The organism is Lentzea sp. (assembly GCF_035525475.1).
Taxonomy (GTDB): Bacteria; Actinomycetota; Actinomycetes; order Mycobacteriales; family Pseudonocardiaceae; genus Lentzea.
The window spans coordinates 1-21,307 of sequence record NZ_DATLEC010000115.1 but is presented as its reverse complement, the minus strand read 5'-3'; the positions used below and the strand labels follow the sequence as shown (position 1 = coordinate 21,307).

22 protein-coding genes and 1 pseudogene are annotated in these 21,307 nt (G+C 69.7%); 18 read left to right on the top strand and 5 right to left on the bottom strand.

Going from position 1 to position 21,307, the window contains the following annotated elements:
- From VM306_RS20215 to VM306_RS20185, 7 genes and pseudogenes are all read left to right on the top strand, one after another.
- Window positions 1-912, top strand: a pseudogene (locus tag VM306_RS20215) (cell division protein FtsH); the annotation flags it as partial.
- A complete protein-coding gene (folE, locus tag VM306_RS20210) occupies window positions 909-1,556 on the top strand; it encodes a GTP cyclohydrolase I FolE (RefSeq protein WP_325517271.1) in 648 nt (215 codons plus the stop codon). The pseudogene VM306_RS20215 and the gene folE, both read left to right, overlap by 4 nt.
- A gap of 32 nt (window positions 1,557-1,588) precedes the next feature.
- Window positions 1,589-2,374 carry a dihydropteroate synthase gene (gene folP, locus VM306_RS20205; RefSeq protein WP_325517275.1) on the top strand — a complete coding sequence of 262 codons (786 nt, stop codon included), beginning with the start codon at window positions 1,589-1,591 and terminating at the stop codon, window positions 2,372-2,374.
- Window positions 2,367-2,762: a dihydroneopterin aldolase gene (gene folB / locus VM306_RS20200; RefSeq protein WP_325517269.1), complete on the top strand. Its 396-nt coding sequence runs from the start codon at window positions 2,367-2,369 to the stop codon at window positions 2,760-2,762. Before folP ends, folB begins: the two co-directional genes overlap by 8 nt.
- Complete coding sequence (gene folK / locus VM306_RS20195; protein ID WP_325517267.1) at window positions 2,759-3,253, top strand: 2-amino-4-hydroxy-6-hydroxymethyldihydropteridine diphosphokinase; 495 nt, start codon at window positions 2,759-2,761, stop codon at window positions 3,251-3,253. The genes folB and folK overlap by 4 nt, the downstream gene beginning before the upstream one ends.
- Window positions 3,250-3,702 carry a DUF3180 domain-containing protein gene (locus VM306_RS20190; protein ID WP_325517265.1) on the top strand — a complete coding sequence of 151 codons (453 nt, stop codon included), beginning with the start codon at window positions 3,250-3,252 and terminating at the stop codon, window positions 3,700-3,702. Before folK ends, VM306_RS20190 begins: the two co-directional genes overlap by 4 nt.
- A 50-nt stretch (window positions 3,703-3,752) precedes the next feature.
- Window positions 3,753-5,273 carry a DUF6779 domain-containing protein gene (locus VM306_RS20185; protein WP_325517263.1) on the top strand — a complete coding sequence of 507 codons (1,521 nt, stop codon included), beginning with the start codon at window positions 3,753-3,755 and terminating at the stop codon, window positions 5,271-5,273.
- 33 nt (window positions 5,274-5,306) lie between these two features.
- On the opposite strand, the gene VM306_RS20180 is transcribed toward VM306_RS20185, so the two are convergent.
- From VM306_RS20180 to VM306_RS20170, 3 genes are all read right to left on the bottom strand, one after another.
- Window positions 5,307-6,392, bottom strand: coding sequence for an NADH-quinone oxidoreductase subunit D (locus tag VM306_RS20180; protein ID WP_325517261.1), 1,086 nt, complete (start codon window positions 6,390-6,392; stop codon window positions 5,307-5,309).
- A gap of 81 nt (window positions 6,393-6,473) precedes the next feature.
- Window positions 6,474-6,896 (bottom strand): DUF1203 domain-containing protein, encoded by a 423-nt coding sequence (locus tag VM306_RS20175; protein WP_325517259.1) that lies wholly within the window; start codon window positions 6,894-6,896, stop codon window positions 6,474-6,476.
- Window positions 6,897-6,913: 17 nt separating this feature from the next.
- Entirely contained in the window at window positions 6,914-7,828 is a 915-nt protein-coding gene (locus VM306_RS20170; RefSeq protein WP_325517256.1) for an SAM-dependent methyltransferase, read from the bottom strand.
- Window positions 7,829-7,858: 30 nt separating this feature from the next.
- Here VM306_RS20170 and VM306_RS20165 point away from each other — a divergent pair, with 30 nt between their 5' ends.
- From VM306_RS20165 to VM306_RS20145, 5 genes are all read left to right on the top strand, one after another.
- A complete protein-coding gene (locus tag VM306_RS20165; protein ID WP_325517254.1) occupies window positions 7,859-9,004 on the top strand; it encodes a PrsW family intramembrane metalloprotease in 1,146 nt (381 codons plus the stop codon).
- 102 nt (window positions 9,005-9,106) lie between these two features.
- On the top strand, window positions 9,107-9,997 hold the full coding sequence (locus tag VM306_RS20160; protein WP_325517252.1) for a Rossmann-like and DUF2520 domain-containing protein: 891 nt from the start codon (window positions 9,107-9,109) through the stop codon (window positions 9,995-9,997).
- A gap of 1 nt (window position 9,998) precedes the next feature.
- A complete protein-coding gene (gene panC, locus VM306_RS20155) occupies window positions 9,999-10,889 on the top strand; it encodes a pantoate--beta-alanine ligase (protein ID WP_325517249.1) in 891 nt (296 codons plus the stop codon).
- A gap of 10 nt (window positions 10,890-10,899) precedes the next feature.
- Window positions 10,900-11,370 carry an aspartate 1-decarboxylase gene (panD, locus tag VM306_RS20150; RefSeq protein ID WP_266044007.1) on the top strand — a complete coding sequence of 157 codons (471 nt, stop codon included), beginning with the start codon at window positions 10,900-10,902 and terminating at the stop codon, window positions 11,368-11,370.
- An 11-nt stretch (window positions 11,371-11,381) separates the two neighbouring features.
- A complete protein-coding gene (locus VM306_RS20145; RefSeq protein ID WP_325517243.1) occupies window positions 11,382-12,179 on the top strand; it encodes a type III pantothenate kinase in 798 nt (265 codons plus the stop codon).
- Here the strand turns inward: VM306_RS20145 and VM306_RS20140 are convergent.
- Entirely contained in the window at window positions 12,169-12,924 is a 756-nt protein-coding gene (locus VM306_RS20140) for a class I SAM-dependent methyltransferase (RefSeq protein WP_325517241.1), read from the bottom strand. The two genes, VM306_RS20145 and VM306_RS20140, sit on opposite strands and share 11 nt — an antisense overlap.
- 136 nt (window positions 12,925-13,060) lie before the next feature.
- Here VM306_RS20140 and lysS point away from each other — a divergent pair, with 136 nt between their 5' ends.
- From lysS to VM306_RS20115, 5 genes are all read left to right on the top strand, one after another.
- The gene (gene lysS, locus VM306_RS20135; protein WP_325517273.1) at window positions 13,061-14,515 is read left to right on the top strand and encodes a lysine--tRNA ligase; all 1,455 of its coding nucleotides are present in this window, start codon (window positions 13,061-13,063) and stop codon (window positions 14,513-14,515) included.
- Window positions 14,516-14,629: 114 nt separating this feature from the next.
- Window positions 14,630-14,977, top strand: coding sequence for an Lsr2 family protein (locus VM306_RS20130; protein WP_325517237.1), 348 nt, complete (start codon window positions 14,630-14,632; stop codon window positions 14,975-14,977).
- 257 nt (window positions 14,978-15,234) lie between these two features.
- On the top strand, window positions 15,235-16,227 hold the full coding sequence (locus tag VM306_RS20125) for an iron ABC transporter permease (protein ID WP_325517235.1): 993 nt from the start codon (window positions 15,235-15,237) through the stop codon (window positions 16,225-16,227).
- Window positions 16,228-16,310: 83 nt separating this feature from the next.
- Window positions 16,311-17,306, top strand: coding sequence for a FecCD family ABC transporter permease (locus VM306_RS20120; protein ID WP_325517233.1), 996 nt, complete (start codon window positions 16,311-16,313; stop codon window positions 17,304-17,306).
- Entirely contained in the window at window positions 17,303-18,100 is a 798-nt protein-coding gene (locus tag VM306_RS20115) for an ABC transporter ATP-binding protein (RefSeq protein ID WP_325517230.1), read from the top strand. The genes VM306_RS20120 and VM306_RS20115 overlap by 4 nt, the downstream gene beginning before the upstream one ends.
- Window positions 18,101-18,187: 87 nt before the next feature.
- On the opposite strand, the gene VM306_RS20110 is transcribed toward VM306_RS20115, so the two are convergent.
- Complete coding sequence (locus tag VM306_RS20110) at window positions 18,188-18,988, bottom strand: (2Fe-2S)-binding protein (RefSeq protein WP_325517226.1); 801 nt, start codon at window positions 18,986-18,988, stop codon at window positions 18,188-18,190.
- A 319-nt stretch (window positions 18,989-19,307) separates the two neighbouring features.
- Between VM306_RS20110 and VM306_RS20105 the strand changes: the two genes are divergently transcribed.
- Window positions 19,308-21,307: ATP-dependent Clp protease ATP-binding subunit (locus VM306_RS20105; protein WP_325517223.1), on the top strand; the 2,000-nt coding region annotated here is incomplete at its 3' end.

The following is a 21,307-nucleotide window of genomic DNA, read 5'->3' as shown; positions in this document are numbered from 1 at the left end:
TACCACGAGGCCGGGCACGCCCTGGCCGCGTGGGCCATGCCGGACATCGACCCGGTCTACAAGGTCACGATCCTCGCCCGCGGCCGCACCGGCGGCCACACCCTCTCGGTGCCGGAAGAGGACAAGGACCTGATGACCAGGTCCGAGATGATCGCGCGACTGGTGTTCGCACTGGGCGGCCGTTCCGCGGAGGAGCTCGTCTTCCACGAGCCCACGACGGGTGCGTCCAACGACATCGAGCAGGCGACCAAGATCGCCCGCGCGATGGTCACCGAGTACGGCATGAGCGCGAAGCTCGGTGCGGTCAAGTACGGCCAGGAGCAGGGCGAGCCGTTCCTCGGCCGCTCGGCGGGCCGTCAGGCGGACTACTCGCTCGAGGTCGCGCACGAGATCGACGAGGAGGTGCGCAAGCTCATCGAGGCCGCGCACACCGAGGCGTACGAGGTGCTGGTCACCTACCGCGACGTCCTCGACGACCTCACGCTCGAGCTGATCGAGAAGGAGACCCTGCACCAGAAGGAACTGGAGCGGATCTTCGCGAGGGTCGAGAAGCGGCCGCGCATCACCCAGTTCAACGACTTCGGTGACCGCACGCCGTCCGACATCCCGCCGATCAAGACCCCCGGTGAGCTCGCCAAGGAACGCGGCGAGCCGTGGCCGCCGGTCGTCGAGGACTCCATCCAGGAGGAGCTGCAGCAGGAGGAGGCCTCCGCCGCCGCGGAGCCGACCGAGCAGCTGCCGTCGACGAACGGGACCAACGGAGCGCACCAGCCGGGACAGCCGAACAACCAGGCGGGCCCGCCGAACTACGGCGCCCCGCCCGGATGGACCCCGGCGACCGTTCCCGGCGGCAAGCCGCACAACGTCTGGGAGCCCAAGAAGCCGCAGTCCGACCAGGACGAGCGGCAGTGACCGAGCAACACCAGCTCGACGGAGACGCCGGCCTCACCCGCAACGGGGAGGCCGGCGTCTCCGCGCGGCGGGTCTTCGACCAGGCACGCGCCGAGGCTGCGGTGCGCGAGCTGCTGATCGCGTGCGGTGAGGACCCGGAGCGCGAGGGCCTGCGCGAGACACCCGCACGGGTGGCGCGGGCGTACCGGGAGTTGTTCGCGGGTCTCTACACCGACGCGGACACCGTGCTGGCGAAGACGTTCGACGAGAGCCACGAGGAGCTCGTCCTCGTCACGGACATCCCGATGTTCAGCTTCTGCGAGCACCACCTGCTGCCGTTCCACGGCGTCGCGCACGTCGGGTACATCCCGAACGAGCGCGGCCGCGTGACGGGGCTGTCGAAGCTCGCGCGGCTGGTCGACCTCTACTCGAAGCGGCCTCAGGTGCAGGAGCGGCTGACGTCGCAGGTCGCGAACGCGCTGGTGCGCAAGCTGGAGCCGCGCGGCGTGATCGTCGTGGTCGAGGCGGAACACCTGTGCATGGGCATGCGCGGCGTGCGCAAGCCCGGTTCGCGCACGACGACCTCGGCGGTGCGCGGGTTGCTGCGCACGTCCGCGTCCACGCGGGCCGAGGCGATCGAGCTGATCAAGGGCCGGACGCGGTGAGCGGTCTGCCCCGCCCCGGCCGCTGCGTCGTGATGGGCGTGCTCAACGTGACGCCGGACTCGTTCTCGGACGGCGGGCGCTACCTCGACCGGCGTGACGCGGTGGCGCACGGCGTCGAGATGTTCGAGCGCGGCGCCGACCTGATCGACGTCGGTGGCGAGTCGACGAGGCCCGGCGCCGAACGTGTCGACCCCGCCGAGGAGATCGCCCGCGTCGTGCCAGTGATCCGCGCGCTGGTCTCCGATGGCGTGCCGGTCAGCGTGGACACGATGCGCGCGGCCGTCGCGGCTGCGGCGCTGGAGGCGGGCGCGTCGATCGTGAACGACGTGTCCGGCGGCCTGGCCGACCAGGAGATGGCGAAGGTCGTCGCTGCCGCCGGTGTGCCGTACGTGCTGATGCACTGGCGTGGGCACAGCACGGAGATGGACTCCCTCGCGCGCTACGACGACGTCGTGATGGACGTGCGGACCGAGTTGCTGGAGCGCGTCGAGACGGCGATGGCCGCGGGCGTCGCGGAGTCGTCGATCGTGCTCGACCCCGGTCTGGGCTTCGCGAAGCTCGGCGACCACAACTGGGAGTTGTTGCAGCGCCTCGACGAACTGGTCGAGCTGGGCTTCCCGGTGCTGGTGGGGGCGTCGCGCAAGCGGTTCCTCGGCACGCTGCTCGGCAACCGTCCACCGGACGGCAGGGAGGACGCGTCCGCGGCGGTGTCCGCGCTGGCCGCGTTCAACGGGGCGTGGGGTGTTCGTGTGCACGACGTCGGCCGGACGCTGGACGCGGTCGCCGTCGCCGGTGCGTGGAGGCGGGGACATGGCTGACCGGATCGCGTTGACGGGCCTGCGGGTCCGGGGCAACCACGGCGTTTTCGAGCACGAGAAGCGCGACGGGCAGGAGTTCGTCGTGGACGTCACGCTCTGGCTGGACCTGAGCGCCGCGTCCCGCACGGACGACCTCGAGGAGACCTACCACTACGGCGAGCTCGCCGAGATGGCCGCGGCGATCATCGGCGGCGAGCCGTGCGACCTCATCGAGACGGTGGCGGGCAAGATCGCCGACGCCGCGATGGCGGACTCGCGGCTGCACGCGGTCGAGGTGACGGTGCACAAGCCGTCCGCGCCGATCCCGCTGACGTTCGACGACGTGTCGGTGACGATCCGCCGTTCCCGTCGTCTGGCCGCGCCGTCGCCTCCCAGGGAATCCCGGTGACTCGCGCGGTTCTCTCGATCGGTTCGAACCTCGGTGACCGCCTCGCGTTCCTGCGGTCCGCGGTGGACGGGTTGCGGCCGTTCGTCGTCGCGGTGTCGCCCGTGTACGAGACGGCGGCGTGGGGCGTCGAGGACCAGCCGGACTTCCTGAACGCCGTCGTGGTCGTCTCGGGCGAGGGGATCGACGAGTGGGGCTGGCTGCGCCGCGGCCAGGAGCTGGAGAACGCCGCCGGACGCGTGCGGGAGGAGCGCTGGGGACCGCGCACGTTGGACGTGGACGTCGTTTCGGTGGACGGGGTGACGTCGGACCACCCGGAGCTGCTTCTGCCGCATCCTGGGGCGTTTGAGCGCGCGACTGTTCTGATCCCGTGGCTCGACGTGGAGCCGGATGCCGTTCTTCCGGGCCACGGACCCGTTGCGGGGCTGGAGTTCTCTTCGGACGGTGTGCGGCGGCGCGACGATCTCGTGCTTTCGGGTTGGATGGACTCGTGAGGTTCACCCGTTCCCGTGACCTGGCGGCCGTCGCGATCATCGCCGGGATCCTGGCGCACCTGCTGCTGCGGCTCTCGTACGACACGTTGCCGCCGCTGCCCGTCCTGGCCGGATCGACGCTGGTCGTCATCGCGGTCGTGGAGGTCGTGCTCGCGTTCTCGTTGCGCGCCAGGATCCAGCGCCGGCCGGGCGCGCGCCCGGTGCAGCCGCTGACCGCCGCCCGAGCAGTCGCATTGGCAAAGGCTTCGTCCGTTTTGGGCGCTTTGATGTTCGGCGCCTGGGCCGGGTTGCTGATCTTCGTGATCCCCGTCCGCGACTCGTTTCCCGCTGCCTCGAACGACCTGGTGGCAGCGGTCGTCGGGATGATCTCGGCACTGCTCCTGGCGGCGGCGGCGCTGTGGCTGGAGCACTGCTGCAAGACGCCCACCGAGAGTTCCGGGAACGAATAGATACCCGGCCGTAGGTCTCAGTCCCATAACTACGCGGTACCGTAGTGCCCATGACCGGGCGAGGCGCGTCGAACGACGACGAGCAGGAAGATCACGGTCGTGGCTCCGGGCGGTTGCTCCTAGTAGCGGCATTGGCGCTCGCCCTCGTGGCCGCGGCGGTGCTCGTGCTGAGCGACAGCGCCCGCATGCTGCGTCTGGCCGTGGTCGCCGCTTTGTGGGCGGCGCTGGTGGGTGCTTTCCTGGCTGCCAGGTACCGCCGCCAGGTCACCGAGCGTGACGACGAGGTGGCCGACCTCCAGTCCGTCTACGAGCTGGAGCTCGAGCGCGAGGTCGCGGCCCGCCGCGAGTACGAGCTGGAGATCGAGGCCGAGACGCGCAAGCGCATCGAGGAGGAGTCCCGCGCGGACATCGAGGCGTTGCGCGCCGACCTGCACGCCCTGCGGGACAACCTGCAGGCGTTGCTGGGCGGTGACGTCCTCGTCGAACGCGTCGCGCTGCGCGCCGAGTCGACCCGTCTGCGCTCGCTCGCCTCGGACTCGGCCCGCCTGACCTCCGGCCACGAGAAGCGGATCATCAACGCGATCTCGTCGTCGTCGGTGCCGGCGGAGAAGCCGTCCGAGCGCACCGAGCTGATCGAACGCGTCGCCCACGACGCCAAGGTGCAGCCGCCGCGCCGCGAGCCCGCGCGTCCCGAGCCGGTCCGCCCGGAGCCGACGCGCAACTCCCCGCGCCCGCAGCCCGCCGCGGTCCGCCGCGAGCCCGTGAAGGCGGCGAAGCAGGAACCGGCCCGCCCGCAGCCCCGCGCCTCCGCCGCCGCGGCGGTCTCGGCGAGGCTCGGCGGCACCAAGCCCCCGGCCGCCCCGCCGCCCACCGTGAAGGCCCCGCCCGTCCAGGCGCAGGTGCAGCGCACGGAACGCGTGCAGCGCCCGCCTGCCCAGCAGCAGCAGCCCCAGCAGAACCGCACCGAGGCGCTGCAGAGGCCGGAGCAGCCCCCGAAGCCCGTGGTGAAGCCGGTGGAGCAGCGCAAGCCCGAGTCGCCCCGCAAGCAGGAGCCGCCCCGGTCCCGCGTGGCCGAGCGGACCGAGATGATCGACCCGAAGTCGTTGCAGCAGACCGGCGGTGGCCGCCGCCGTGCCGACGACCGCCCGGCCGCGACGCCGGCCCCGGCTCCGGTGCAGGACAGCGGTTCGTGGGAGACGCTGAAGCCGGACAGCCCGGCGGCCCCCGTCTCCGGCGGCCGCAGGCGTTCCGAGGACACCCCGTCCCGCCGCACGAAGTCCGAGGACTCGCTCGTGTCGCTGCCCCCCGTGGGCCGCCGCGCCTCCGAGCAGTCGTCGGCCCGCCTGCCGGTGGTCCCGACGGGCCGCCGTTCCGCCGCGGACGACGCCCCGGTCTCCGGCCGCCGCGTCGCCGAGGACTCGTCCACCCGCCTGCCCGCGGTGTCGACCGGCCGCCGCGCGGCGGCGGAGGACCCGTCGGGTGCGCACGCGGACGGCAAGTCGGTGAGCGAACTGCTGGCCTCGCTCGGCGGGGGAGATGCGCCCCGTCGCCGTCGCCGCCGGGATGACTAGGCGCCCCGTCGCCGTCGCCGCCGGGAGGACTGGCTACTTGTCGATGTCGCCGACGATGACGGCGAACGAGCCCAGCACGCCCGGCAGGTCGTCCACCTTCGTGCCGGGCAGCAAAGCCGACAGGGCCTGGACGTTGTTGAACGACGGCGTCCGCAACTTCAACCGCCACGGCGTCTTCTCGCCGCGTGACGACAGGTGCACCCCCGAGGTGCCCAACGGAGCCTCGACGCGCGTGTAGACCGAACCCTCGGGTGCCTTGATGGCCTTGGGAAGCCGGACGTTCACCGGTCCGCCCGGCAGCTGCCGCAGGCAGGCGCCTGCCAGCGTCACCGACAGCCGCACCTCGTCCAGCAGACACCGCACCCGTGCCGCCGCATCGCCCTCGGTCCGGACGACGGGGGCGAGGTCCAGGGACCTGTAGGCGGGCAGCGGATCGTCGCGCCGCAGGTCGAAGTCCACGCCGCTGGCCCGGCCGATCGGTCCGGTGACGCCGTAGGCCAGCGCGTCGTCCTTGCTCAGGACGCCCAGCCCCTCGAGCCTGGCGAAGTCGACCTCCAGCCGCTCTACGTCCACAGTGGACAGGAAGTCGGCGACCCTGTCCGTCCAGCCAGCCGGCACGTCCTCGCGCAGGCCGCCGATCCTGTTGAACATGAAGTGGATCCGGCCGCCCGAGGCCTCCTCCATCAGCGACTGGACGCCTTCGCGGTACGTGGCGGCGTTGGGGGACAACGGCGTCAGGAAGACCATGTGCGCCATCAGCCGGTTGAGCTCGCACAGCAGCACGCGCAGCCATTGGGCGCGGGCCGGGACGTCCATGCCCGTCATGCGCTCCACGGCCAGGGCGACGGCCAGCTCGTTGCAGAAGGCGGAGAGCCAGTCGTGGCGGTTGGCGAGTGTCAGGACCTGGCGGTAGTCGCGCACCTCGAAGAGCTTCTCGGCCCCGCGGTGCAGGTGCCCGACGAGGGGCTCGGCCGCGGTGATCGCCAGGTCCGGGGTGACGGTCAGGCGCAGACGGTAGGCGCCGTGGGCCGACGGGTGCAACGGGCCCAGGTCGATCACGCGGTCCACGCCCAGGTACTGGGCGCCTGCTCCTACGCCGACGGTGATCTGCTCGCTCACCCGAGCATGGTTTCACGGCCACGGGAAGGGGCTCGGACGTGGCGGCCCGGACACGGCCGTGCCGTGTGGCCGCGAGGCTTTTCAGGACCTCGTGATCGCGAAGTAGAAGCAGCCGTGCGACACGCTGCGGACCTGGACCGACTCGATCGAGGGATTGTTGAACAATTCTTCGATGGCACGATCGAACGATCCCGGCTCCACCACCTCGCCGTCGTGGATCTGACCTGCGGCGTTGTAGGAGCGAAGGATGCGGGGATTGTTCAACAACTCAACAGGGAGACGATCCAACGAAGGTACGGCCGCGCAGTCCACATGCGTGAACACCGGACCGACCTCGGCGTACGGGCCCTTGCCGAAAGCAGGCGAGTAGCGGAACAGCCACACCGGCTCGTCGGCCAGCGACTTCCGCAGACAGCACCGCAACGGCACGCCGGGCTCGGAAGCGCGGTACTCACGGCCGGGGTCGGCGAGCGAGGCGGACGGCGGCACGGTGTGGATTCGCATGCCCGGAACGATCGTCGTCACGACACCGAAAAGCTGGCGGGATTCGGACGCCAGGGCGGCAACGCGGGCAGCAGGTCGGCGACAGCCACCCCGCGCCCGTGCAGCAGCCAGCCGAACGACCCGAGACCGGCGGGATCGCGCAGCTCGGCGATCCGCCCTGCCCGCGCGGCCGACTCCAGCCAGTCCCACCCGGACCCGGACACCGAACCGCTCAACCCCAGCGCGCGCAACGCGTCCCGCTGCGACACCAGGACGAAGTCGCCACCGGCGGCCGCCGCGCAGGCGTCCAGGGCGACGTGCGCGGTGATGTCGCAGGAGCCGTCGAAAACAGGCTCCACCTGACGCCCGTCCCGGTACCCGGTCAACGTGAACCGCCGCGACGACACCAGGTGCCCGTAGTCGATCGCCACAGCCGCCCCGCGCACCGAGGACACCGCCGCGGCCCACGCCGAGTCCCGGGGCGCCCCCACCTCGGCCTGCGAACCAGCGGCCAGCGAAGGCCACCACCGGGTGATCCACGGGTCAGCGGAGGGCCCGGTCACCACAGGACAGGGGATCGAGTCGAGCCACTCGTGCCCGACCAGCAACCCGACACACGACGGAATCGACGTGGTCCACCGAACACCGGGCAGCGGAACGGGCGGACCGAGCTCGACAGCGGTCACGCGCAGACGGGCGGCCAACGACCCCGAAGCCAGCGAACGCACCGCGAAAGCCAGCTCACCGCCACCGGCGCCGACGTCCACGAAGTCCACGACCGGGGGAAAACCCAGCGCCGCGTCCACCCGTGACAGCAGCTCGACGAGAGCGACGGCCAGCTCCGGACCGACCAGCGGGGACGTGCGGAAGTGCGAGAACGGCTTCTCGCCGCGCGTGAAGAAGCCATCGGGACCGTACAGCGCGGCGTGCCAAGCGGCTTCCCAGTCGAACACCGGACAAGTGTGCATCTAAGGTCATTTCTCGTGACCGACGCCGACCTCACGCCGACGCCGACGAAGAAGCGCATCGAGCAACGCCGCTGGACAGTCCTGTTCCCCGTCGTGGCGCTGATCGCGCTCGCGGCGGCGGGCCTCGTGCTGTTCGCGCTCGGCACGTCGAGCATCGGCATCGAGCCGTTGCTCGTGGGTGCCGCCGCGGCGCTGATCCCCGTCGCGTTCGTGGTGAGCGCGTTCCTGTGGATCGACCGGTGGGAGCCGGAGCCGGCGAAGATGCTGCTCTTCGCGTTCGTCTGGGGTGCGTGCGGGGCGACGATCAGCTCGCTCGCGTTCAACCAGACCAGCCGCGTGCTCGGCGACCTGCTCACCAACGACGGCACGACGTTCACCGCCGTGCTCGGGGCGCCGATCGTCGAGGAGGCGACCAAGGCGGTGTTCCTGATCGCCGTGTTCGCGCGGCGGCGGCACGAGTTCGACGGCGTCGTGGACGGCATGGTCTACGCGGGCATCACGGCCGCGGGCTTCGCGTTCACCGAGAACATCTGGTACTTCGGGCGGGTCTTCCTCGCCGACGGGCTCGGGGGCATGGGCGGCGGCGTGATCGCGCTGTTCGTGCTGCGAGGGGTGCTGTCGCCGTTCGCGCATCCGCTGTTCACGGCCATGACGGGCATCGGTGTCGGCATCGCGGCCAGCACGAGCAACGCCACGACCCGTGTGCTCGCGCCGATCGGCGGGTACCTCACGGCCGTCGGGCTGCACTCGCTGTGGAACTTCTCGACCACCGTCGGCACCGGGTCCGACTTCATCAACCTGTACTTCCTGATCATGGTGCCGGTGTTCGCGGGCGCTGTCGCGATCGTGGTGTGGCAGCGGCGCCGTGAGCAGCGGATCGTGGCGGGGCAGCTCGCCGCGATGGCGCAGAACCGGTGGATCGCCAACAGCGAGGTGGCCCTGCTGGCGAGCCTCAACGGCCGCAGGAACTGGCTGCGGGCGGTCAAGCGCAAGTCCGGCGACGCCGCGGCCAAGTCCGTGCGGAGCTACCAGATCGCCGTCACCGAACTGGCCTTCCTGCGCCACCGCATCGAGCAGGGGACGGCCGGCCAGAGCGCCGAGCAACGCCACGGGGTGCTGCTCGACGCCTTGCACGCCGCGAGGGCGGCCGCCCGCCGGTGAGTCCTGTCACCGACGGGTCACACGCCGGGAACAGCGGATTACCCTCGGCGGCGTCGTCCGGTACCCGCACCAGGGACTGGAACGTCAGAAGGAGTTAGTCGCATGGACGCGACCCCACGTCCGGCCAGGCTCGCCGTCGGTGTCATCTCGGCAGGCCGGGTCGGCTCCGTGCTGGGCGCCGCGCTGGCCAGAGCGGGCCACGTGGTGGTCGGCACGTCCGCCGTCTCGCAGGCTTCCCGCAACCGCGCGGAGGAGCTGCTGCCCGGCGTTCGGATCGAAGACCCCACCGAGGTCGCGAAGCGCGCCGACCTCGTGCTGCTGGCCGTGCCGGACGACGAGCTGCCGGGCCTGGTCAGGGGCCTCGTCGCCACGGAGTCGCTGCGCGCGGGCCAGATCGTCGTCCACACCAGCGGCGCGCTGGGCGTCGCCGTCCTCGCGCCCGCCGCCGAGCTCGGCGCCCTCACGCTCGCGCTGCACCCGGTGATGACCTTCACCGGCCGCGAGGAGGACCTGCAGCGGATGCGCGCCGCGTGCGTCGGTGTGACGGCCGCGGACGGCGACGAGGTCGCGTGGAGCGTCGGCGAGGCGCTGGTCGTGGAGATGGAAGCCGAACCGGTCAGGGTCCCCGAGGCCGTCCGCCCGCTCTACCACTCCGCGCTGGCCCACGGCGCGAACCACCTGATCACCCTGGTCCGCGACGCGGCGGACCTGCTCGCGAACGCCGGCGTCGCCAACGCCGAACGCCTGCTCGGCCCGTTGCTGTCCGCCGCGCTCGACAACGCGCTGCGCCACGGCGACCGGGCCCTCACCGGTCCTGTCGCCCGCGGTGACACGGGTACCTTGCGCAAGCACCTCGACGTGCTCGCCCAGCAGGCACCCGAGACCCTCCCCAGCTACCGCGTGCTCGCCCGCCGCACCGCAGACAGGGCCGAGCACTCCGGGCTGCTCAAGCCCGACGCGGCCGACGACGTTCGCACCACTCTCGAGGACTGACGTGACCAAGCCACTGACCAAGGACGACTACCGCCCGGACGACGTCACGGTGCACCGTGACCCGCAGCGGCTCAACCGGGTGATCCGGGCCCTGCGCAACGCCGGCCGCAACGTCGCGCTCGTGCCCACCATGGGCGCCCTGCACGCGGGTCACCGCCAGCTGATCCGCGAGGCGCAGGTCATGCAGAACACGGTGGTCGTCGTGTCGATCTTCGTGAACCCGTTGCAGTTCGGGCCGAACGAGGACCTCGCGAAGTACCCGCGGCAGTTCTCCTCCGATGTGGACATCTGCCGCGAGGAGCGCGTCGGCATCGTCTTCGCACCGACCGTCGAGGACATGTACCCCGCGGGGGCGCAGGTCACCGTGCACCCCGGCCCGCTGGGCGACGAGCTGGAGGGCGCGTCGCGTCCCGGCCACTTCGCGGGCGTGCTGACCGTGGTGTCGAAGCTGTTCAACATCGTGCAGCCCACGTACGCGGTGTTCGGGCAGAAGGACTACCAGCAGCTGCAGCTCATCCACAGGATGGCGCGCGACCTCAACTTCCCGCTGGACGTCGTCGGCGTGCCGACCGTCCGCGAGCACGACGGGCTGGCGCTGTCGTCGCGCAACGCCTACCTGACCCCGGAGCAGCGCCACCACGCCGTGACGCTGTCGGCCGCGCTGACCGCCGGCGCCCACGTGTCGGGTCAGGGCGCCGACGCGGTCCTCAAGGCCGCGCAGGACGTGCTGGCGCAGGTGCCGGAGGTCGAGCTGGACTACCTGGAGCTGCGCGGGGCCGACCTCGGTCCCGCGCCGGAGAACGGCGACGCGCGGCTGCTGGTCGCGGCCCGCGTCGGTTCCACCCGTCTGATCGACAACATCCCGGTGTTGCTCGGCGAAGGCGACGAGTAGGGGGAATGACATGTTCCGCACGATGCTGAAGTCCAAGATCCACCGCGCCACCGTCACGCAGGCGGACCTGCACTACGTCGGCTCGGTGACGGTGGACGAGGACCTGATGGAGGCCGCCGACCTGCTGGCGGGCGAACAGGTCGCCATCGTCGACGTCACCAACGGCGCGCGCCTGGAGACCTACGTCATCCCCGGCGAGCGCGGCACCGGAGTGCTGGGCATCAACGGTGCGGCGGCGCACCTCGTGCACCCCGGCGACATCGTGATCCTGATCGCCTACGGGCAGATGGACGACGCCGAGTCGCGCACCTACCAGCCGCGTGTCGTGTTCGTGGACGCGGACAACAAGGTCGTCGACCTCGGGTCCGACCCCGCGCACGCGCCCGAGGGCTCCGGTCTGGTGAACGGCTCCACGAGCGCGCCTTCGTCCGAGACCGTGGAAGCGACAGCGCTGGACGCGTTGATCCAGGCCGAGAACTAAGGAAGCGCAACGTGCTGCTCGCCATCGACGTCGGCAACACCAACATCGTGCTCGGTCTGTACGACGGGGTCGGCGACTCGGCCCCGCTCGTGCGCGACTGGCGGATGCGCACCGACGCCAGGATGACCGCCGACGAGCTCGCGCTGACCATGCGCGGCCTGCTCGGCGAGTACGCCGACAAGATCACCGGCATCTCCGCGCTGTCCACCGTGCCCGCGGTGCTGCGCGAGCTGCGGGTCATGCTCGGCCGCTACTACGACGCGGTGCCGAAGATCCTGGTGGAGCCGGGAGTGAAGACCGGCGTCCCGCTGCTCGTCGACAACCCGAAGGAGGTGGGCTCGGACCGCGTGATCAACACGCTGGCCGCGCACCACCTCTACTCGACCTCGTGCATCGTGGTCGACTTCGGCACGTCGACGAACCTCGACGTGATCTCGTCGCGCGGCGAGTTCCTCGGCGGGGCGCTGGCGCCGGGGATCGAGATCTCGGTCGACGCCCTCGCCTCGCGCGCCGCCCAGCTGCGCAAGGTCGAGCTGGTCAGGCCGCGCAACGTAATCGGCAAGAACACCGTGGAGTGCCTGCAGTCCGGCATCGTCTACGGGTTCGTCGGCCAGGTGGACGGGCTGGTGCGCAAGATCACCGAGGAGCTCCGGCAGACCGACCCCGGCCCGGTCACGGTGATCGCGACCGGCGGCCTCGCGCCGCTGGTGGTCTCGGAGTCCTCGACGATCGCGCACCACGTGCCCGACCTGACCCTGCTGGGGTTGCGCATGGTCTTCGAGCGCAACATGCCGGCGGCTATTCGCTAGCGCGCACCATCCGGAACACCTCGGCCCGCAGGGGGACGTCGACCGGTCCGTTCGACGTCTCCTGGCGGCTGCGGAGGAACTCGAGCATCTTCTCGTTGACCGCCGCGTGCTCCTCGTCGTCGATGACGAGCAGGCGCGAATGGGTGTTGACCCAGGCCGCGACCGCCTCGGGCGAGTCCCTGCGGTGGGTGTGCGGGAACGTGGCGTGCTCCTCCGGCGAGAACAGGGGGTGCCGCATGATGTCGACCGGCTCGTACCGCCGCGACTCGACGGTGCTCGCCGACACCTGCTCGAGCTCGCGCACCCAGTCGACGTCGGTGTCCGGTTCGAGCCACATGGCCGCCAGGACGCCGCCCGGCCGCAGCACGCGCGCGATCTCGGGCAGTGCCTTCTCCTGGTCGAACCAGTGCAGCGCGGTGCCGACGAAAACGGCGTCGATGGTGTTGTCGGGAACGGGGATGTGTTCGGCGTGTCCGGGCAGTGCGCGCACGTCGTGCACACGGCGCACCAGCTCGGACAGCATCTGCTCGTTGGGCTCCACGGCCGTGACGCGGTGACCTTCCGCGCACAGGCCCGCGGTCAGCTTTCCTGTGCCGGCGGCCAGATCGAGCACGTCCAGGTGCTCGGTCGTGCCCAGTGGCTCCAGAGCCCACCGGATCGCCGCCACGGGATAGTCAGGCCGGTGTTCGGCGTAGGCCTCGGCCTGCGCGCCGAACGAGTCCGCTCGCCTCGCGTGTAGATCCATCCGCCCAACTTAGGGTGTCGCCGTTGCGCCGGGGTATCCGGTGCGCCGCACCCCCGTGGGCTTCCGTACCCTTCTCCGCGTGAGTGAGCAGCCGAAGCAAAACCCTGTGACCAGCGAAGAAGACCTGCCAGAGCAGATGCGCGTGCGCCGGGAAAAGCGTGCGCGGCTGCTCGCTTCCGGTAAGGAGCCGTATCCCGTCGAAGTCGCGCGCACGCACACGTTGCGCGAGATTCGCGAAGCCCATCCCGAACTCGAGCCCGACACGCAGACCGGTCAGGTCGTCGGCGTGACCGGCAGGGTCATGTTCCTGCGCAACACCGGAAAGCTGTGCTTCGCGACGTTGCGGGAAGGCGACGGCACCGAACTCCAGGCGATGCTGAGCCTCGCCGGTGTGGGGGAGGAAGCCCTTTCCGAGTGGAAGGCCGACGTCGACCTCGGAGACCACGTTTTCGTGCACGGCGAGGTCATCAGCTCGCGCCGCGGAGAGCTTTCCGTGATGGCCGACGCGTGGCAACTGACGTCGAAGTCGCTGCGCCCGTTGCCGGTCGCGCACAAGGAACTCGGCGAGGAAACCCGCATTCGTCAGCGATACGTCGACCTGATCCTGCGGCCGACCGCTCGTGACACTGTTCGGACCCGTGCGAACGTGGTTCGTTCTCTGCGCGAGTCGTTCCACCGGCGCGGATTCCTCGAAGTCGAGACGCCGATGTTGCAGACGCTGCAGGGAGGTGCGAGCGCGCGTCCGTTCATCACGCACTCGAACGCGCTCGACATCGACCTGTTCCTGCGCATCGCGCCGGAGCTGTACTTGAAGCGCTGCGTCGTCGGCGGCATCGAGAAGGTGTTCGAGATCAACCGCAACTTCCGCAACGAAGGTGTGGACTCGTCGCATTCGCCCGAGTTCTCGATGCTGGAGTACTACGAGGCCTACGCCACGTACGACTCGAACGCGGTGCTGACGCGCGAGCTCATCCAGGAAGCCGCGGAAGCGGTGACGGGTTCTCAGATCGTGACGCTGGCGGATGGCAGCGAGTACGACCTCTCCGGTGAATGGACGACGCTCAGCATCTACGAGTCGTTGTCCGAAGCGGTCGGTGAGGAAATCACCCCGGAGACGCCGGCCGAGGTCCTGCGCAAGCTTTGTGACCGCCACGAACTTGAGGTGAACCCCAAGTTCGGCCACGGCAAGCTGGTCGAGGAGCTCTGGGAGCACCTCGTGACCGACAAGCTGCACGCGCCGACGTTCGTGCGCGACTACCCGGTGGAGACGTCCCCGCTCACCAGGCAACACCGCACCAAGCCGGGTGTCGCCGAAAAGTGGGATCTGTACGTCCGCGGATTCGAACTGGGAACGGGTTACTCCGAACTGGTGGACCCCGTGATCGAGCGGGAACGGCTGGAAGCGCAGGCCCGTCTCGGCGCGGCCGGTGACCACGAGGCGATGCCGATCGACGAAGACTTTCTGCGATCACTGGAGTACGGAATGCCACCGAGTGGTGGCGTCGGAATGGGTATCGATCGCCTCCTGATGGCCCTCACGGGCCTGGGTATCCGGGAGACCATCTTGTTCCCGCTCGTTCGCCCTGAATGAGTAACTTTCCGGATGTCGATAGGTGCAATGCGGCACCCGTGCGCTAACCTGCCGGACAAGAGGCTTTAGTTGGCGACGCGGGTGACCGCGCATTCGGGGTCCTGGAGGATACGCATGGCTCAGAAGGTCACGGTGACCCTCGTCGACGATCTGGACGGTTCCACCGCGGAGGAGACCGTCGAGTTCGGACTGGATGGTGTGGCGTACACGATCGACCTTTCCTCGGGGAATGCGGGCAAACTTCGCGACGCGTTGGCCGACTTCGTGGGAAGTGCACGTCGTGCGGGTGGCCGCAAGCGCGTTGGTCCCGGTCGTCCGGCCGCTGTGAAGGCGCGTCCGGCATCGGCGGATCGTGAGCAGAACCAGGCCATTCGCGAGTGGGCGCGCAAGCAGGGCATGAAGGTGTCCGACCGGGGCCGCATCCCGGCCGAGGTGCTCGACGCGTACCACCAGCAGGGCTGAAATTCGCTGAATCACGAAGGGGTTCCGGGGAATCTTCCCGGAACCCCTTCGTGCTTTTCGGGCGACTGCGCAACTGCAACCGCGCGAACCACGTTGGTCCAAACGATATTGAGCGCACATGTGTTTGATTGTCGTGCGCCGGTCTTCTCGTCCGTTCTTCCTCGTGTTGTGACCAGGACCGCGCGCCTGCGCGTCGGAGGGGTCACGTGCTTCGGTTAGGCTTACCTGACTTCAGCCGCAGTTGGGAGGGGTGGGCCTTGGGGCGTAGGTCGTTCGGCCTGCTCTTCCTGCTGGTCGTGCTGGTCGTCGTGGCACTGGCGAGCATCGCGATCGGGTCCAAGGAGATCGCGTTGTCCGCGGTCTGGCACGGCCTGTTCACGCCGACCGGTGCGGAGGACGACGTGGTGATCCGCGAGCTGCGGATCCCGCGGACGTTGATCGGCATCGCGGTCGGCGTCGCGCTGGGCGTCGGCGGCGCCCTCATGCAGGGCCACACGCGCAACCCGCTGGCGGATCCGGGCATCCTCGGCGTCACGCACGGCGCGGCGCTGGCGGTCGTGCTCTCCATCTTCCTGTTCGGCGTGGGCTCGCTGGTCGGCTACATCTGGTTCGCCTTCGCCGGCGCGATGATCGCGAGCGTCGTGGTGTTCCTGCTCGGGTCTGCGGGGCGAGGTGGTCCGTCACCGGTGACGCTGGCGCTGGCAGGAGCCGCCGTCTCCGCGCTGATGAACGGCCTGGTGTCCGCGATCGTGCTGCTCGACCAGCAGTCGCTCGACGCGTTCCGGTTCTGGCAGGTCGGCGGCGTCGGCGGCCGTGACCTGACGGTGCTGGGGCAGGTGCTGCCGTTCCTGCTCGTCGGCCTGGTCCTGGCGGCGTTCAACGCGCCGGGGCTCAACGCGCTGTCGCTGGGCGAGGGCGTGGCCAAGTCGCTGGGCGTGCGCGTCGGGACGACCCGGTCGTTGGGCATCCTCGCGATCACGTTGCTGGTGGGCGGCGCCGTCGCGGCGTGCGGGCCCATCGGGTTCATCGGCCTGGTGGTGCCGCACGTGGCCCGTGCGTTCACCGGCCCGGACTACCGCTGGTTGCTGCCGTTCTCGGCGCTCGTCGGCGCGATCCTGCTGCTGTTCGCGGACGTCGTCGGCCGCGTGGTCGCCCGCCCGTCCGAAGTGGAGGTCGGCGTGATGCTCGCGCTGATCGGCGCGCCGTTCTTCATCTACCTGGTGCGCCGCAAGAAGCTGGTGAGGATTTGACCGCGCTCGGGACGGCTCGGAAGCCGGCCTCCAGGCCCGCGCTCCGGGTGGGGGCGACCTCGTTCAGGCTGCGTCCGCGGCCGATGACGGTCGTGGCGGCCGCGCTGGTGGTGCTGGCCGCGGTGTTCGTCGTCGACATCATGATCGGCGACTTCCCGCTGACGGTGGCGCAGGTCGTCGACACGCTCCTCGGCGGCGGGACGCGCCGCGACCAGTTCGTGGTGATGGAGCTGCGGATGCCGCGCGCCCTGACCGGGCTGCTCGTCGGTGCCGCGCTCGGACTGTCGGGGGCGATCTTCCAGACGATCGTGCGCAACCCGCTGGCCTCCCCGGACATCCTCGGAGTGACCTGGGGAGCCGGCGCGGGAGCGGTCTCGGTGATCACCTTCGGCGGGTCGCTGGGGGTGGTGACCGGGTCGGCCGCGTCCATCGGGCTCCCGCTGGCCGGGCTGGCCGGCGGGCTGACCGCGGGCCTGCTCGTCTACGCGCTGGCCTGGCGGCAGGGGATCGAGGGCTTCCGGATGGTGCTGGTCGGCATCGGCATCACCGCCGTGGCCGGCAACTTCACGCACTACCTGCTGACCGTCGGCGACGTGCAGGACGCCGGGCGGGCGATGGTGTGGATCGCCGGGTCCCTGAACGGGCGCGGCTGGGAGCACGTCGTGCCCGTTGCCCTGGCGTTGGTCGTGCTGATCCCCGTCGCTCTTGTCGGTGGGCACGTGCTCGGGGCGTTGCAGTTCGACGACCAGACCTCGCGCGGGCTCGGGGTGCGGGTCAACCGGTCGCGATCGGTTCTGATCATCGTGGCGATCGTGCTGGCTTCCGTCGCCACCGCCGCTGCCGGGCCGATCGCGTTCGTCGCGCTGGCCACGCCGCAGATCGCGTTGCGTCTCGCCGGGACCGCTCAGCCACCGTTGTTCGGGTCTGCCGTGGTCGGTGGCGTGCTGGTCATGTCGTCGGACCTGGTGGCGCGGACGGTTTATCGCACTGAGCTGCCGGTCGGGGTCGTGACGGCTGTGCTCGGGGCGCCCTATCTGATGTACCTGCTGGTTCGGAGTCGCCGGGAGGCTCGGGTATGAGTGTGCGTCTTGAGGCTTCGTCTCTTTCCGTCGGTTATGGCGAGCGGCTGGTCGTCGACTCGTTGGACCTGTCCGTCGTCGGGGGGACCGTCACCGCTGTGATCGGGCCCAACGGGTGTGGGAAGTCGACTCTGCTGAAGGCTCTCGGTCGGCTGTTGCCTGCTCGGTCCGGTGCTGTGCTGCTGGACGGCAAGGCGATCGATCGGATGCCCACTCGTGAGGTCGCTCGGGTTCTGGGGATGTTGCCGCAGGCTCCCTCCGCGCCTGAGGGGCTCACCGTGGCTGATCTTGTCGCTCGGGGGCGGCATCCTCATCAGGCCTGGTACCGGCAGTGGTCTTCCGAGGATGCCGCGGCTGTCGACGCCGCTTTGGAGATGACCGGGATTCTGGATCTCGCTGATCGGACCGTCGACGAGCTGTCCGGTGGGCAGCGGCAGCGGGCCTGGATCTCGATGGCCCTGGCCCAGGGGACCGATCTGTTGTTGCTGGACGAGCCGACCACTTATCTTGATCTTGCTCATCAGATCGACGTGCTGGATCTGGTTCAGGAACTGCATGCTTCGCTCGGGCGCACTGTTGTGATGGTGCTGCACGATCTGAACCTCGCGGCCCGGTATGCGGATCACATCGTCGCCATGCGGGATGGGCGGATCGTTGCCCAGGGGGCGCCGGGGGAGGTGTTGACCGAGCGGATGTTGCTGGAGGTCTTCGGGTTGGATGCCCGGGTTGTCGAGGATCCTGTGGCCGGCACTCCGTTGGTCGTGCCTGTCGGGTCTCGGCATCGGCTGCCGTAGGCGGGTTTCTGTCGCGCGCTCTTCCTGGGAGAACGCTGTCCCCGGCCGCACGGAGGAAAGAGCTGCCTGCTCGCCTTCGGCTTCGCGTCAGTTCCTGTTGGTGCGGGGGCAGGCCGTGCAGGGCTCCGCGTTGGGGAGCACGTAGTGGAAGCAGCAGCTGTTGCGCTTGCGCTTCCAGCCCTCCGGTGTGAAGTGGAGGGTCGAGGCCGAGACGAACGGGGCGAGCTTCTCCGGGAGGATCAGCGCCGCGTCCGTCACGCCGCCGTTCTCGTCGCCGCAGACTCGGCCCGCTGCCCAGGGGCCGTACTCCAGCATGTCGGTCGCCGCTGCCCACAGCTGGCGGCGGCCGAAGCGGACCACCTGGCCGAAGGAGGCCACGAACTGGGCCGCGTGGGCTGCGTAGCGGGCACGGAGCAGACCGGCCAGGGCTGCTTCGTCTGCCACCACCGTCGCTGCCGGGTGGTTGGACGCCGGGTCGTCCGGGAGGCAGGCGAACTCGTCCGAGAACAGTGCGATGCCGTCCGGGTGGGGGCGGCCGTCCGTTGCCAGGTGGATGGCCATGTCGCGTGGTTTGAGGCTCGGGACTCTGCGGGCCGTGTGGAAGAGCAGGCCTGCCAGGTAGCCCGGCTGGTGCAGGTACCAGCCCATGACGTAGCCGGCCGTGGCCCTGTCGTCGGACTCGCCGTGCTGCTCCGCCATCCACTCGGCCAGGTCCTTGCGCCAGAGGTCGAAGCGGGACGGTTCGGCCAGCAGTTCCGAGCAGATGGTCCAGTCGTCCTGCTGCATGCCGAAGCGGACGTCCGTGCCGGCGTTCAGGCGCGCGATGGATTCGGCCAGAGGCGTGAGCGCACGCGGGTTCTGCTGTGAGACCCTCGCCGGTACGGTCAACGCACTAGTCCAATCTCATGGGTATGAGGCTTGCCTAACCTTACCCAGAGTTGCCCTCGTTGCGCTCGTTCAGGTGGTCCCGGTCACACGAGCATCGCTCGACCGCGGGTTGTTCGCGCTCAGCGGACATCGCCCGATCTGTGGAATCCGTCGCTCCCGACCTGCGTTGATGCAGACGTCAGGGTTTTTCGGATGCGGCAGGCCGCTGACGGGAACCACAGGTCTCGGTACCGCCCACTACAGTGGAGCCACGGTGCCGCGCTCACCAGGGTAGATCGGTGGAGCCGAGGACCGCCGACGCAGCAGTCAGGGAGTGCGAATGTTCGAAAGGTTCACCGACCGCGCGAGGCGGGTGGTTGTCCTTGCCCAAGAAGAGGCACGGATGCTCAACCACAACTACATCGGCACCGAGCACATCCTCCTGGGTCTGATCCACGAGGGTGAAGGTGTCGCCGCCAAGGCGCTCGAGTCGTTGGGGATTGCGCTGGAGGGCGTCCGCCAGCAGGTCGAGGAGATCATCGGCCAGGGCCAGCAGGCTCCGAGCGGACACATCCCCTTCACCCCCCGTGCGAAGAAGGTCCTGGAGCTCTCGCTGCGCGAGGCGCTTCAGCTCGGCCACAACTACATCGGCACCGAGCACATCCTGCTCGGCCTGATCCGCGAGGGCGAAGGCGTCGCGGCGCAGGTCCTCGTGAAGCTCGGCGCCGACCTCAACAGGGTGCGTCAGCAGGTGCTGCAGCTGCTGTCCGGTTACTCGACGGAGAAGGGCGCGTCGGAGACGACCGGTCGCGGCGAGGGCACGCCGTCGTCCTCCCTGGTGCTGGACCAGTTCGGGCGCAACCTCACCGCCTCGGCGCGGGAGGGCAAGCTCGACCCGGTCATCGGTCGCGCCAAGGAGATCGAGCGGGTCATGCAGGTGCTGTCCCGCCGCACCAAGAACAACCCCGTCCTCATCGGCGAGCCCGGCGTCGGCAAGACCGCCGTCGTCGAGGGGCTGGCGCAGATGGTCGTCAAGGGCGAGGTGCCCGAGACGCTCAAGGACAAGCAGCTCTACACGCTCGACCTGGGCTCGCTGGTCGCGGGCTCGCGCTACCGCGGTGACTTCGAGGAGCGCCTGAAGAAGGTCCTCAAGGAGATCCGCACGCGCGGCGACATCATCCTGTTCATCGACGAGATCCACACGCTCGTCGGCGCGGGTGCCGCCGAGGGCGCTATCGACGCGGCCTCGATCCTCAAGCCGATGCTGGCTCGTGGTGAGCTGCAGACGATCGGTGCCACCACGCTCGACGAGTACCGCAAGCACGTCGAGAAGGACCCCGCGCTGGAGCGCCGCTTCCAGCCGATCCAGGTGGGCGAGCCGTCGCTCGAGCACACCATCGAGATCCTCAAGGGCCTGCGCGACCGGTACGAGGCGCACCACCGCGTCTCGATCACCGACTCCGCGCTGGTGGCCGCCGCCACGCTGGCCGACCGGTACATCAACGACCGGTTCCTGCCGGACAAGGCGATCGACCTCATCGACGAGGCGGGCGCCCGCATGCGCATCCGCCGGATGACCGCGCCGCCAGACCTGCGCGAGTTCGACGAGAAGATCGCGGACGTGCGTCGCGACAAGGAGTCCGCGATCGACGCGCAGGACTTCGAGCGCGCGGCGAAGCTGCGTGACGCGGAGAAGCAGCTCCTGGGCCAGAAGGCCGAGCGGGAGAAGCAGTGGAAGGACGGTGACCTGGACGTCGTCGCGGAGGTCGACGACGAGCAGATCGCCGAGGTCCTCGCCAACTGGACCGGCATCCCGGTGTTCAAGCTCACCGAGGAGGAGACCACGCGTCTGCTCCGCATGGAGGACGAGCTGCACAAGCGGATCATCGGCCAGGTCGACGCGGTCAAGGCCGTGTCGCAGGCGATCCGCCGCACCCGCGCCGGTCTGAAGGACCCGAAGCGCCCCTCCGGCTCGTTCATCTTCGCCGGCCCGTCCGGTGTCGGTAAGACCGAGCTCTCGAAGGCGCTCGCGAACTTCCTGTTCGGCGAGGACGACGCGCTCATCCAGATCGACATGGGTGAGTTCCACGACCGGTACACCGCGTCGCGGCTCTTCGGTGCCCCTCCCGGTTACGTCGGTTACGAAGAGGGCGGCCAGCTCACCGAGAAGGTGCGCCGCAAGCCGTTCTCCGTCGTGCTCTTCGACGAGATCGAGAAGGCCCACCAGGAGGTCTACAACACGCTGCTCCAGGTTCTGGAGGACGGCCGCCTGACCGACGGTCAGGGCCGGACGGTGGACTTCAAGAACACCGTCATCATCTTCACGTCGAACCTGGGCAC

Bases quoted from the DNA above. Each gene is read 5' to 3' on its own strand.
- folP (WP_325517275.1), top strand. From the start codon at position 1,589: ATGGGCGTGCTCAACGTGACGCCGGACTCGTTCTCGGACGGCGGGCGC.
- VM306_RS20160 (WP_325517252.1), top strand. From the start codon at position 9,107: ATGGACGCGACCCCACGTCCGGCCAGGCTCGCCGTCGGTGTCATCTCG.
- panD (WP_266044007.1), top strand. From the start codon at position 10,900: ATGTTCCGCACGATGCTGAAGTCCAAGATCCACCGCGCCACCGTCACG.
- VM306_RS20130 (WP_325517237.1), top strand. From the start codon at position 14,630: ATGGCTCAGAAGGTCACGGTGACCCTCGTCGACGATCTGGACGGTTCC.
- lysS (WP_325517273.1), top strand. From the start codon at position 13,061: ATGCGCGTGCGCCGGGAAAAGCGTGCGCGGCTGCTCGCTTCCGGTAAG.
- VM306_RS20115 (WP_325517230.1), top strand. From the start codon at position 17,303: ATGAGTGTGCGTCTTGAGGCTTCGTCTCTTTCCGTCGGTTATGGCGAG.
- VM306_RS20140 (WP_325517241.1), bottom strand. From the start codon at position 12,924: ATGGATCTACACGCGAGGCGAGCGGACTCGTTCGGCGCGCAGGCCGAG.
- VM306_RS20175 (WP_325517259.1), bottom strand. From the start codon at position 6,896: ATGCGAATCCACACCGTGCCGCCGTCCGCCTCGCTCGCCGACCCCGGC.
- VM306_RS20120 (WP_325517233.1), top strand. From the start codon at position 16,311: ATGACGGTCGTGGCGGCCGCGCTGGTGGTGCTGGCCGCGGTGTTCGTC.
- VM306_RS20185 (WP_325517263.1), top strand. From the start codon at position 3,753: ATGACCGGGCGAGGCGCGTCGAACGACGACGAGCAGGAAGATCACGGT.
- folB (WP_325517269.1), top strand. From the start codon at position 2,367: ATGGCTGACCGGATCGCGTTGACGGGCCTGCGGGTCCGGGGCAACCAC.